This is a genomic window from Fundidesulfovibrio butyratiphilus (assembly GCF_054657235.1).
Map to the genome: position 1 here is coordinate 405,143 of NZ_BAAHXA010000002.1, position 12,649 is coordinate 417,791.

General features: G+C 65.9%; 10 protein-coding genes. 7 read left to right on the plus strand and 3 right to left on the minus strand.

Features of this window, described 5'->3' with window-relative positions; translation table 11 throughout:
- The first annotated feature begins 12 nt into the window (after nucleotides 1–12).
- The 5 genes from ACYQ01_RS12850 to ACYQ01_RS12870 all read left to right on the plus strand — a co-directional run bounded on the left by ACYQ01_RS12850 (nucleotide 13) and on the right by ACYQ01_RS12870 (nucleotide 6,849).
- Nucleotides 13–3,144 (plus strand): efflux RND transporter permease subunit, encoded by a 3,132-nt coding sequence (locus tag ACYQ01_RS12850; RefSeq protein ID WP_459934259.1) that lies wholly within the window; start codon nucleotides 13–15, stop codon nucleotides 3,142–3,144.
- 163 nt (nucleotides 3,145–3,307) lie between these two features.
- Nucleotides 3,308–3,517 (plus strand): hypothetical protein, encoded by a 210-nt coding sequence (locus tag ACYQ01_RS12855; RefSeq protein ID WP_459934260.1) that lies wholly within the window; start codon nucleotides 3,308–3,310, stop codon nucleotides 3,515–3,517.
- 12 nt (nucleotides 3,518–3,529) lie between these two features.
- Nucleotides 3,530–3,730: a helix-turn-helix domain-containing protein gene (locus ACYQ01_RS12860; protein ID WP_459934261.1), complete on the plus strand. Its 201-nt coding sequence runs from the start codon at nucleotides 3,530–3,532 to the stop codon at nucleotides 3,728–3,730.
- A gap of 224 nt (nucleotides 3,731–3,954) precedes the next feature.
- Complete coding sequence (gene nudC, locus ACYQ01_RS12865; RefSeq protein WP_459934262.1) at nucleotides 3,955–4,788, plus strand: NAD(+) diphosphatase; 834 nt, start codon at nucleotides 3,955–3,957, stop codon at nucleotides 4,786–4,788.
- A 141-nt stretch (nucleotides 4,789–4,929) separates the two neighbouring features.
- Nucleotides 4,930–6,849 carry a heavy metal translocating P-type ATPase gene (locus ACYQ01_RS12870; RefSeq protein ID WP_459934263.1) on the plus strand — a complete coding sequence of 640 codons (1,920 nt, stop codon included), beginning with the start codon at nucleotides 4,930–4,932 and terminating at the stop codon, nucleotides 6,847–6,849.
- Nucleotides 6,850–6,892: 43 nt separating this feature from the next.
- Here the strand turns inward: ACYQ01_RS12870 and ACYQ01_RS12875 are convergent, their stop codons facing one another.
- Genes ACYQ01_RS12875 through ACYQ01_RS12885 form a run of 3 tightly spaced genes read right to left on the minus strand, consistent with a single transcriptional unit; the run spans nucleotide 6,893 to nucleotide 10,055 of the window.
- A complete protein-coding gene (locus ACYQ01_RS12875; RefSeq protein WP_459934264.1) occupies nucleotides 6,893–8,467 on the minus strand; it encodes a DHA2 family efflux MFS transporter permease subunit in 1,575 nt (524 codons plus the stop codon).
- 2 nt (nucleotides 8,468–8,469) lie between these two features.
- A complete protein-coding gene (locus tag ACYQ01_RS12880; RefSeq protein WP_459934265.1) occupies nucleotides 8,470–9,540 on the minus strand; it encodes an HlyD family secretion protein in 1,071 nt (356 codons plus the stop codon).
- Entirely contained in the window at nucleotides 9,525–10,055 is a 531-nt protein-coding gene (locus ACYQ01_RS12885) for a MarR family winged helix-turn-helix transcriptional regulator (RefSeq protein WP_459934266.1), read from the minus strand. Before ACYQ01_RS12885 ends, ACYQ01_RS12880 begins: the two co-directional genes overlap by 16 nt.
- A gap of 514 nt (nucleotides 10,056–10,569) precedes the next feature.
- Between ACYQ01_RS12885 and ACYQ01_RS12890 the strand changes: the two genes are divergently transcribed.
- Both ACYQ01_RS12890 and ACYQ01_RS12895 read left to right on the plus strand, forming a co-directional pair.
- Nucleotides 10,570–11,358 (plus strand): ABC transporter permease, encoded by a 789-nt coding sequence (locus ACYQ01_RS12890; protein WP_459934267.1) that lies wholly within the window; start codon nucleotides 10,570–10,572, stop codon nucleotides 11,356–11,358.
- Nucleotides 11,348–12,628: an ABC transporter ATP-binding protein gene (locus ACYQ01_RS12895; RefSeq protein WP_459934268.1), complete on the plus strand. Its 1,281-nt coding sequence runs from the start codon at nucleotides 11,348–11,350 to the stop codon at nucleotides 12,626–12,628. The genes ACYQ01_RS12890 and ACYQ01_RS12895 overlap by 11 nt, the downstream gene beginning before the upstream one ends.
- Nucleotides 12,629–12,649: the final 21 nt, after the last annotated feature.

Consider the following 12,649-nt stretch of genomic DNA (forward strand, 5'->3'; position numbering starts at 1 on the left):
GGTGCACACATCATGGCGAAATTTTTCATTGATCGTCCGGTCTTCGCCTGGGTCATCGCCATCATCATCATGCTGGCGGGCGCGCTTTCCATCATGAAGCTGCCCGTGGCCCAGTATCCGCGCATCGCGCCCACGGCCATCAGCATCACGGCCACCTACCCCGGCGCGTCGGCCAAGACCATTGAAGATACGGTGACCCAGGTCATCGAACAGAAGATGAAAGGCATCGACGACTTGCGCTACATGTCCTCCACCAGCGAGGCTATAGGGCAGGCCAGCATCACCCTCACCTTCGACCCCTCCACCGACCCGGACATCGCCCAGGTGCAGGTGCAGAACAAGCTCTCCCTGGCCACGCCGCTTCTGCCCGAAGAGGTGCAGCGCCAGGGCATTCAGGTGGCCAAGGCCTCCACGAGCTTTCTCATGGTCATCGGCTTTGTTTCCGAAAACGGGTCCATGAACGACAGCGACCTGAGCGACTACGTTTCCAGCTACGTGCTTGACTCCATCAGCCGCGTGGATGGCGTGGGCGAGGCCACCTTGTTCGGGTCGCAGTACGCCATGCGCGTCTGGCTCGATCCGCAAAAGCTTGAGAACTACAAACTCACGCCCGCGGACGTGAAAATTGCCATACAGGCCCAGAACGCCCAGGTGGCCGCGGGCCAGGTGGGCGGAACGCCGTCCTTGGCCGGACAGCAGATCAGCTACACCATCATGTCCCAGACCAGGCTCGAAAAGCCCGAAGAGTTCGCCAAGATTCTTTTGCGGGTGAACCCGGACGGCTCCTCGGTGCTCCTGTCGGACGTGGCCCGCATCGAGATCGGCAACGAGAGCTACGACGCCATCGCGCGCTACAACGGCAAGCCCTCCGCCGGCCTGGCCGTGAAGCTGGCCACCGGGGCCAACGCGCTCGACACGGTCAAGAACGTGCAGAAGGAGCTCAAGCGCCTCTCCAAGACGTTTCCCACCGGCCTGATCTACACGTTTCCCTACGACACCACGCCCTTTGTCCACGTTTCGATCATGGAGGTCATCAAGACCCTGATCGAGGCCATCGCCCTGGTTTTTTTGGTCATGTACCTGTTTTTGCAGAACTTCCGGGCCACGCTCATTCCCACCATCGCGGTGCCCGTGGTGCTTCTGGGCACGTTCGCGGTCATGGCCGCGTGCGGGTTCTCGATCAACACCCTGACCATGTTCGGCGTGGTGCTGGCCATCGGCCTGCTCGTGGACGACGCCATCGTGGTGGTGGAAAACGTCGAGCGCATCATGAGCGAAGAGAAGCTGCCCCCGCGTGAAGCCACACGCAAGTCCATGGAGCAGATCACCGGCGCCCTGGTGGGCGTGGCCCTGGTGCTCTCGGCCGTGTTCGTGCCCATGGCCTTCATCACCGGGTCCACGGGCGTGATCTACCGCCAGTTCTCGCTCACCATCGTGGCCTCCATGCTGTTGTCCGTGTTCGTGGCCCTGGTGCTCACGCCCGCGTTGTGCGCAAGCTTTCTCAAGAGCGCCCACCAGGGGCACAGCCACCTCAGCCAGGGATTTTTCGGCTGGTTCAACCGCTCGTTCGACCGGTCCAACCTCGCCTGCCAAAGCGTGGTGAAGCGTCTGATCCGTCGACCGGGCCGGGCCTTCTTCGTGTACGTGGTGCTCTGCGGCGCCCTGGCGCTCCTCTTCATGCGCCTGCCCACGGCCTTTCTGCCCGAGGAGGACCAGGGCATCCTGTTCGCCATGATCCACCTGCCGCCCGGGGCCCCGCAGGAGCGCACCCTGGAAGTCATCAAGGAAGTGGAGCGCTACATCACCGAAAACGAAAAGGACGTAGACTCCGTCCTGAGCGTGACCGGGTTCAGCTTCGCCGGACGGGGCCAGAACATGGGCTCCGTGTTCATGCAGCTCAAGGACTGGAGCGAGCGCAAAGGTCCGGGCCGCTCCGCCCAGGACATCGCCCGCCGGGTCAACCAGGCCCTGGCCCACCTGCGCAGCGGCATGGTCATCGCCCTGACCCCGCCCGCGGTCATCGACCTGGGCAGCGCCACGGGCTTCGACCTCTTCCTGCAGGACCGTTCCGGGCTGGGACACGACAAGCTCATGCTGGCGCGCAACCAGTTGCTCGGCATGGCCGCGCAAAACCCCGAACTCACGGGGGTGCGGCCCAACGGCATGGAAGACAACCCCCAGTACCAGATCGACATCGACCAGGCCAAGGCCGGGGCCCTCAACCTGACCATGGCCGAGGTCAACGACACGCTCAGCACCGCGCTGGGCGGGGCCTACGTCAACGACTTCATCGACAAGGGCCGGGTCAAGAAGGTCTACGTGCAGGGCGACGCCCCGTATCGCATGATGCCAGACGACATCTTCAAATGGTACGCGCGCAACACCCTGGGCCAGATGGTGCCGTTTTCCTCGTTCGCGTCAGGGCGTTGGACCTTCGGCTCCCCGCGCCTGGAGCGCTACAACGGCCTGCCCGCCGTGGAGGTCCAGGGCAAGCCCGCTCCGGGCAAGAGCTCGGGCGACGCCATGAAGGCCATGGAGGCGCTCATCGCCAAACTGCCCGCCGGCATCGGGTTCGAATGGACCGGGCTCTCCTACCAGGAACGCCTTTCCGGATCCCAGGCCCCGGCCCTGTACGCGGTCTCCATGCTGGTGGTCTTTTTGTGCCTGGCGGCGCTCTACGAGAGCTGGTCCGTGCCCACCGTGGTCATGCTGGTGGCGCCCATCGGCGTGTTCGGCGCGGCCCTGGCCGCCTATGGGCGCGGCCTGTCCAACGACGTGTATTTCCAGGTCGGCCTGCTCACCACCATCGGCCTGTCGGCCAAGAACGCCATTCTCATCGTGGAGTTCGCCAAGACCTTCTACGAGGGCGGCAGCGACATGTACGCGGCCATCGCCGAAGCCGTGCGGCTCAGACTTCGGCCCATCATCATGACCTCCCTGGCGTTCATGCTGGGCGTGTTGCCTCTGGCCGTGAGCTCGGGAGCGGGCTCGGGCAGCCAGCACGCGATCGGCACGGGCGTTTTGGGCGGCATGTTCGCGGCCACGGTGCTGGGCGTGCTGTTTGTGCCGGTCTTCTTCGTGTTGGTGATGCGCGGCGTGGCCGCGTCGAAAAACAGGCGAACCAGGAAAAGAAAGGCCGCGTAGCGCCGGGCGGATTTCCGCTTCGCCTCGGGCGGCTGGAGTCGCGCCCCGGCAACGGGCCGGGAAAGGGATTTTTCCTGTTTCACCACAAGGACAGACCCGGAGGCGTTCTTGAAACTCGCGCGCGGCGTGCGGACAAAGGCGCGCCGCGCGACAGGGGCAAGCCATGGTCGTCAGGAATGAAGCGTCAAGCGCGTGGAAACGGGTGTCGCACGGTTTGTTTGCCGTATGGCTGTATGTGGCCATGGCCTACGCCGTGTTCTTTTGCTTTCTCGCGGAGCCGGCGGCGCGCGTGCGGGAGCGGGTGCGCAAGGACTCGCGGCGTCTGCATCTCAAGGCGCTGCAATTCCGGTATAAATTCTCCTTTCATGGCTGATTACGGGGACCTATGATTGTCGGCAAGTTAAAAGAAATCATGGAGCGAAACGGAGCGAGCATTCGCGATCTGTCCGTGAAAGCCGGCGTGACCGAGCGCACCATCGTGCGCCTTCGGGGCGGGGAATTCAGGAAATGCCGCCTGGATACCCTGGAAGCGCTTGCCGGAGCGCTACGTGTGGACGTCAAGGACCTCTTCGACGAGAGGGAGTAGGCGAGCGTCTTTCGCGCCGGGGCTTTCGGACCGCGCGCAGGCCTTGCGCGCCCCGCAACGACCGCGCTCCTGTCGGTTCGGTCCGGGCTGCGCGTTTTGGCCCGGTTTCGTCGGCTCTGGACATTTGCGCGCATCACGGCAATCATCACCCCCGCGCGCGACGCCGGGGGAGGTCGTCCTGGCCTTCGTCTTTCGCCGCCGCGCAAAGCCATGCGAGGCAGTGCATGTTTCAGGACATCGACCCGCAGAGGATCGTCTACGCCCCGGACCGCGACGCGCCCCGGGAAGACGATTACGTCCTCTTCACCAGGGACAGCCGCGTCCTGTTGCAGATCGAGGACGGCAGTCTGGTTCTGCCCACCTTCGGCGAGATGCGGCCCGCGCTTCAGGACAAAACCGACGGGCTGGTCTACCTGTTCTCCCTCGACGACCGCGCCTTCTTTCTTTCGCTGGACCAGACGGACGAGGCGCGAGACTACCGGTATCGAAACATCTACTCGGTGCGCTCCGTGCGTCCGGCCGGGCTGGCCTTCGCCTGCGCGACCGCGTTCCATGTGGGGCGCTGGTACGGGCACAATCGCTATTGCGGCCAGTGTTCCGGGGTGCTCGAACGCCGGCGGGGGGAGCGCGCGGTCCAGTGCCCGCAGTGCGGCGTGGTCGAATATCCGGCCGTGGCGCCCGTGGTCATCGTGGGCGTGCGCGACGGCGAGGACATCCTGCTCACCAAGTACGCCGGCCGCGACTACAAGAATTACGCCCTCATCGCCGGATTTGTGGAGCCGGGCGAAACCCTGGAAGGGGCCATCGCGCGGGAGGTCATGGAGGAGGTGGGCCTGGAGGTGGCCAATGTCCGCTACTACAAGAGCCAACCCTGGGCGTTTTCCCAGTCCATTCTGATGGGGTTTTTCGCCGACCTCCAGGGCGCGCGCACCGTGGCCCTGGACTCGGACGAACTGTCCGAGGCGGTCTGGGTGGCGCGCTCCGAGCTTCCGGCCGAGGAGTCCCGGATGAGCCTGACCTGGGACATGATCGCCGCCTTCCGCAAGCGCGAGATCTAGCGTCCCGGGCCTCGGGGCGCGGTTTCTTTTTCGTTCGCCGTCCGGTGTGGCGAGGAGGGGGAATTTTGCGAAAAGTAGTTTGACGATCAAACAGAATGCTTCTAAGATATTTTGAAAATCAAAACATCTGAGGAGCACACCATGATCGGAAGATTTTCGCGGCTCGGTACCTACCGGGACCTTGTGGAGGCGAAAGAGGTCGCGCGCTGCCTGGGCGGCGGCGCGCTGGCCCTTCTGGCCTGGGCCGCACAGCGGTGGGACGTGTTTCCCGCCTGGGCGTGCGTGTCCCTGGCGGCGGCATCGGCCGCGTTGACCGGCCTGCCCATCGTGGCGGAAGCGGCAAAGGGATTGTGGGAGCGCCGCGTCAACGTGGACGAACTGGTGGCCCTGGCTCTTGTGGCGTCCGTGGCCCGGGGCGAGGTGCTCACCGCCGCCGTGGTGGCCTTTGTCATGACGCTGGGTTCCCTGGTGGAAGAGGCGGTGGGGGACTCGGCCCGCAAATCCATCCAGGCCTTGGCCGCCGTGGCTCCCGACCGGGCCGCGCTGCTTGTGGAGGGGCGTCCCGTGGACGTGCCCGTGGAGCGGGTGCGTCCGGGCGACCGCCTGCTGGTGCGTCCCGGCGAGCGCATCCCCGTGGATGGCCGGATCGAGGCCGGCCAGAGCGCGGTGGACGAGTCGTCCCTGACCGGCGAGCCCCTGCCTCGCACGCGCGGTGTGGGCGACGACGTGCTGGCCGGGTCCCTGAGCTACAACGGGGTGCTCGAAATCGTGGCCACCCAGGTGGGCCGCTCCACGGCCTTGGGCAAGGCCGTGGCCCTGATCGCCGTGGCCGAGGCCCAAAAGCCCCGCGCCGCCCGTCTGGTGGACGCCTACGCCAGGTGGTTCACGCCCCTGGTGCTGTTCGCGGCCGGCGTGGCCTGGTGGATCACCGGTGAAGCGGACCGGGCCGTGGCCGTGCTCGTGGCCGGATGCCCGTGCGCGTTGCTCATGGCCGCTCCCACCGCCGCCGTGGCCGCGGTGGCCCGGGCCGCCCGGGCCGGCCTGCTGGTCAAGGGCGGTCGGCCGCTGGAGAGCGTTGCCAAGGTGGACGCCGTGCTCTTCGACAAGACCGGCACCCTGACCCTGGGCCGGCCCAGGGTGGAGCGGATCGTGCCCCGGCGTGGCCTGGACGGCGACGACGTGTTGCGCCTGGCGGCCAGCGTGGAGGAACACTGCGCGCATCCCCTGGCCCGGGCCGTGGTGAACGCGGCTCGTTACGCCCGGGTGGTTCTGGCCCGGGCCGAGAACGTGCTGGCCGAGATCGGCGTGGGCGTGCGCGCCGTGCTGGCCGGGTCCGTGGTGGAGGTGGGCGCGGCGGACGTCTGCGGAGTCCGACCCCTGCCGCTGGAGCTGGGCGAGGCCCTGGAAGCCATGCGGCGCAGCGGGGTCACCCCCCTGGTGGTGAGTCGGGACGCCTCCCCCCTGGGGCTGATCGGCGTTGCCGACACCGTGCGCCCCACGGCCGCCGCGACGATTCAGGCCTTGCGCGGCCTGGGCGTGACCACCCTGGGCGTGCTCTCGGGCGACCACGAGACCTCGGTGCGCCAGTTGGCCGACTCCGTGGGCCTGTCCCGGGCCTGGTGGGGGCTCAAGCCGGCGGACAAGCTGGAGATCGTCAAGGATTTGCAACGCCGGGGCCAGCGCGTGCTCTTTGTGGGCGACGGGGTGAACGATGCCCCGGCCCTGGCCCAGGCCGACGCGAGCGTGGCCATGGGCGCCGCCGGAACAGACGTGGCCCTGGAGACCGCGGACATCGCCCTCACGCGGGACGAAATCGCCCGACTGCCCTTTCTCGTCCGGTTGTCGCGGCGCATGGTCCGTCTCATCAAGGCCAACATGGTCCTGGGACTGGGCGTGAACGCGGCCGCGGTTCTGGGCGGCTCCTTCGGGATCTTGAGCCCGGTGGCCGCTTCGGTCTGCCACAACCTGGGCGCCGTGGCCGTGGTGCTTGTTTCGTCGAGTCTGCTGGTTTTTGAGCGGGGCCGCGAGGCAAGGGAAGCAAAAACGCCCGCGCCGATGTGAAAAATACCCGGCGCGGGCGCGTGTTCCAAAGCCTTCTGCGGCGTCAGTGCGGGGCCACGGGACCGCGCGCCGGGCTCTTCTGGCGCAGGATGAGCGCGCCGGGGATGCACAGCAGGCACAGCACCCCCAGAAAACGGAAGTTGTCCAGGTAGGCCAACAGGCTCGATTGCTGGCCGAGCAGGGAATCGAGCACGGCCAGGGCCTGCATTTTGGCGGTCACCGGGTCGCTGATCTTGGACATGTAGACGCTTAGGCCCTGGAAGAACTCCTGGAAGCGGGGATTGGCCGGTCCCATGTTTTCGGAGAGCATGTTCTGGTGAAACTGCCCGCTGCGCGCGATCATGGTGGTGACGATGGAAATGCCGATGCCGCCGCCGATGTTGCGCATGAGGTTGAAGATGCCCGAAGCGTCGCCCATGAGTTCCCGGGGCAACCCGCCCAGGGCCGTCGTGGTCAGCGGAACGAAGATGAAACCCATGGCCACGCCCATGATGACGTTGGGCATGGCGATGTGGGCCTGGGTGATATCCAGGTTGATGCTGCCGAAGTGGAACGAGACCAGGGCCAGCACGGTGAATCCGCAGGTGATGAGAATTCTCGAATCCACCTTGCCGATGAGACGGCCCACCACCACCATGGCCATGATGGCCCCGATGCCCCGGGGACTGAGCGCCAGTCCGCTGTCCAGGGCGGAGTAGCCCATGAGGGTTTGCAGAAACAGGGGTTGCAGGGTGATGGTGGCGTAGAGCACCATGCCCAAAAGGGTCATCATGGCCGTTCCCGTGGCGAAGTTGGTGTTGGCCAGCACCCTGAGGTTCACCACGGGGTGCTTGACGCGCAATTCCCACACGATGAACGCCAGCATGGAGAGACACGACACCACGCTGAACCAGACGATCCATGCGGCCTCGAACCAGTCGTCCTGCTGCCCTTTGTCCAGAATGATCTGCAAGGTGGCCAGCCATACGGCCATGAGGGCGAACCCCACGTAGTCCACGGTCGAGGAACGCTCGCGGGCTTCCTTGAGGTAGGGCGGGTCCTCGATGAAGCTCTGGCACAGCACCAGGGCCATGACTCCGATGGGCAGGTTGATGAAGAACATCCACCGCCAGGAGTAGTTGTCCGTGATCCAGCCGCCCAGGGTCGGCCCAACGATGGGGGCCACCACTACGCCCATGCCGAAAACGGCCATGGCCATGCCGCGTTTTTCCGGCGGAGCACTTTCCATCAGGATGGACTGGGACAGCGGTTGGAGCGCGCCGCCGGCCGCCCCCTGCACCACGCGGGCGAAGATGAGCATGGGCATGCTCATGGCCGCGCCGCACAGGGCCGAGGCCATGGTGAAGAGCACCACGCAGGCCATGAGGAACCGCTTGCGCCCCAGGCGCACGGAAAGCCATCCGGTCAGGGGCAGGATGATGGCGTTGCTCACCAGGTAGCTCGTGAGCACCCAGGTGGATTCGTCCTGGCTGGCGGCCAGGTTGCCGGCCATGTGGGGCAGGGCCACGTTGGCCATGGTGGTGTCGAGCACCTCCATGACCGTGGGCAACATCACCGAAACGGCGATGACCCACAGGCCGGCCGACGGCCGCCAGGGCTGCGGCTGCGCGGCGGCCACGGCTACCCCACCCGCACCCGGGGCGATACGGACATGCCCGGCGCCAGATGCAGGCCGGCCTCGCCGGGCTTGTGGTCGAACACGATCTTCACCGGCACGCGCTGCACCACCTTCACGTAGTTGCCCGAGGCGTTTTGCGGAGGCAACAGGCTGAACACCGCGCCCGTTCCGGCCTGAAAGCTGTCCACGTGGCCCTTGAACTCGTGGTCGGGATAGGCGTCCACGGTAAAGGTCACGGACTGTCCCGGGCGCATGTCGCGCAGTTGGGTCTCCTTGAAGTTGGCCACCACCCACACGTCGTCACGCACCTGGCTGCAAAGGGTCTGGCCCGGCTGCACGTAATCCCCGGGCTCCACGCTTTTTTTGGTCACCCGCCCGGAAACGTGGGCTTTCACCTCGGTGTAGGAGAGGTCGAGCGCGGCTTGCTCCACCGATGCCCGGCACTTTTCCACCCCGGCCCGGGAGGTCTCGATCTGGGTGGCGGCCAGGGTGGCCTCCGCTTCGGCGGCGGCCACGCGCTTGCGCGCCGAGGTGAGCGCCGCCGCGGTGGTGCGCGACAGGGTGTCGGCGTTGTCGCGGGCCTGCTGCGACACCGCCCCCGTGGCGATGAGCCGGTTGTAGCGGGACAGGTCCGTGTGGGCGTTGGCCATCTGGGCGGCGGCCGACTCGGCGTCGGCCCTGGCCTGCTCCACCGTGGCCCTGGCGGCCTGGCTTCGCGACCTGGCCTCTTCGAGCTTGCGTTCGGCTTCGTTCAGGTCGGCCTTGGCCTGGTCGAGCTTCACCCGAAACGGATCGGGATCGAGCCGGACCAGCGTGTCTCCGGCATCGGCCCGACGGTTGTCCTCCATCAGCACCTCGGCCACTCGGCCGGCCACCTGGGCGGACACCGTGGTCACGTGCCCGGCGATGAAGGCGTCGTCCGTGGTCTCGTAGGCCCGGGCCTGGGACCACCACAGCCCGCCGCCCAGGGCCAGGGCCCCGGCCAGCAGGACGAGAAACGCCAGCATGGCCCGCTTGCGCCTGGCCAGGGGAGAGGCGGAAGTCTGTCCGGGTTGGGTCAGGGATTGTCGCATGTCGTTCGCGGCTCCTTGGAAGAGTCTCCGGCGTCGAGCCGGACCTTGGAAAGCAGGGTCACCAGGGTTTTGAGCTCCTGGTCGTCCAGGTCCTGCATCACGGCGGTCTTGAAGGCGTGCAGCCTGGGCAGCATATCGTCGAGAATGCGCTGTCCTTCGGCGCGCAGGGCGATGCGCACCTTGCGCTTGTCCCGGGCGTCCTCCACGCGGTCCACCAGACGGTCGCGCACCATGCCGGCCACCACGTCGGAAATGGTGGGCGTGGTCACGCCGGCCATTTCCGCCAGGCGGGACATGGGCACGGGCTCGGGGCCGCGGCTGAGAAGGCACAACAGCAAAAACCGCCGATAGGACTGGCCGAATGCGGCCAGTTGTCGCTCCACGCGTTCGCGCAGGGCGCACCCGGCGCGCAGGACGTGCAGGAACGTCTCGGTCACCTGAATGTTCATGGAGGGATAGCGCTGGGCTTTCTCCATGAGGGTTTCGTAGCTGGGCAGGGCTTTGAGTTGGAGCATCGCCTCGTTCCGGTTGGTGTGACGCTGGCGGGATGCTTAGGCGCCTAAACATTTTGTTTGTCGCCTAACTAATAGGCGTCTCCTGTTTTGTCAAGGGTCCTTCCCGGCTTCGCTCGGCCCCGGGCGGGGCATGAAAGCGGCGGTATAGTGTCACGGCGAAATATTGGGAGGTTCAGTTCGTTGGCGGGTTGGTCTTGGCAGTGGTGTTCGGCCTGCCCGGGCAGGATGAGGCGGATTTTCTCCAGGACGACCCGGCTGAAGAGGACTTCGCCTCCCACGCCAGGGGGCCTTGTCCGGGTACGGCCTGGTGGTTGTCGACGACGACGGCATCGGGCGGATGACCCTGCGCCGTCGCTGGAAAAAGCCGGCGGCGTGGTGCGTTGCGCGGAATTTGGTCAGAAAAGCGCTGTACTTGCGGGATGCGTTTTGCTAGCCCTTTCGACATTCGGAGCATGGACGCGCCGGCTGTTGAGCGTGGCCGCGCCCATGACGCATGACAGTTCCGACGAGTTCCATGGTGCTTTCCTATTGGGCAAACCGTACCCTCATACGCCGTCTAGTCGTCAGAAACATCCAGTCGCGCTATCGGGGAATGTTGTTCGGACTCGCCTGGTCCGTGGGGCTTCCCCTGACCACGGCGCTTATCTATCTTTTCGTCTTCATGAACGTGCTCAACGTGCGCTGGGAAGGCGGGGACGGCTCCAGGGCGCAGTACGCCCTGATCCTTTTCGCCGGACTCATCGTCTTCAATTTTTTCGCCGAATGCGTCAACAGGGCGCCGGGGCTCATGCTGGAGGACGCCAGCTACATCAAACGGGTGGTCTTTCCCCTTGAAATCCTGGCCTGGGTCTCCATTCTGGACGCCCTGTTCCACGCCGCGCTCGGCAGCGCGGTCCTGCTCGTGTGTTGCGTGGTCCTGCTCGGCAAGATTCCGCTCACCGCCCTGTTTGCGCCGGTGGCTTGCCTGCCCCTCGTGTTCTTTACCCTGGGGCTCACCTGGTTCCTGTCGTCCCTGGGCGTCTACCTCAGGGACTTGAAACCGCTGACGCAGGTGGCGACGACCTTGCTCCTCTTCTTGAGCCCGGTGTTCTATCCGCTCTCCGCCGTCAAGGGCTGGACCGGGACGCTCCTTGGCTGGAGCCCCCTGGCCTGGGCCATCGAGGACGTTCGCAACGGTTTGTTTTTCGGCGTCATGCCGCAGTGGGCCTCCTTTTCGTTTTCCCTGTTGCTCTCCCTGGCCACGGCCTGGCTGGGCTACGTTTGGTTCCTGAAAACGCGCCAGGGTTTCGCCGATGTCGTCTAGGCCCGTCATCCGCGCGCAGGCCCTCTCCAAGTCGTACCGTCTGTACAAGACCCCGAGCGACCGGCTCAAGCAGTACCTTTTCGGCTGGAAAAAGCGGTACCACACCGACGTCCAGGCCCTTGCCGATGTCAGTTTCAGCATCGACCGGGGGGAATCCGTGGGCGTTCTCGGGCGCAACGGCTCGGGCAAGTCCACGCTGTTGCAGATCCTGTGCGGCGCCTTGGCCCCCAGCGGCGGCAACGTGGAAACCCGCGGCAGGATCGGGACCATGCTCGAACTCGGCGCCGGCTTCAATCCCGAGTTCACCGGGCGGGAAAACGTGTTCCTCAACGCCCGCCTGCTGGGCATGAGCGAAGACGAAATCCGCGGACGCTACCCGGACATCGTCTCCTTCGCGGACATCGGCGACTTTATCGACAAGCCCGTGCGCTGCTACTCCAGCGGCATGTACGTCCGCCTGGCGTTCGCCGTCGCGGCGCACACCAGCCCGGACATCCTGTTGATCGACGAAGTGCTCGCGGTGGGCGACGTGTTTTTTCAGCAGAAATGCAACCTCTTCATGCAGCGCCGGATGCGCGGGGTGGCCAAGGTCCTGGTCACCCACAGCCTGGAGACCGTGGCCAGCATGACCACCCGGGTGCTTGTGTTCGACAGGGGCCGGCTCGTGTTCGACGGCCCCCCCCTGGAGGGGATCGAGGCCTACATTCGCCTGGCGCGTACCCCGGAGGTCCGGGTGGAGGCGGAGAACGAGACGGGGGCGTGTTCTTGCTCCGGGGAGGCGCCCCCCCCGAGCGACATCCCCCCGGACAAGTTGAGCGGGAACCTGGGGGCGGTGTTCACGGCCTTCGCCGTGGAGGTGAACGACAATCCCCACCAGGGCCACGTCATGGCCGGCGCGACCGTGCGTCTCCACCTGCATATGACGGTCCTGCGCGACATCGCCCATCCCATCGTCGGCTACCTGCTCGCGGACCGTTTCGGCAACTTTCTCTTCGGCCAGAACACCTTGAGCGCGGGCCTGCCCCTGGACCCGCTGCGTCCGGGAACGTACCGCATCAGCTTGAGTTTCACCTGGCCGGACATCGCCGCGGGCGACTATTTTCTCACCCCCGGTTTGGGGGACGGGCTGGCCTCCAAGGCCCATACGATCGTCTGCTGGGCGCACAATATCTTTCATTTTTCCGGGGTCGCCCCGCACAAGGACGTGCATGGGCTTTTCAACGGGACACTGCACTTCGTCCGGTGTCGACCGGTCGCGACGCACGGTTGAGACGGCCGCGCCGCGGTGAGG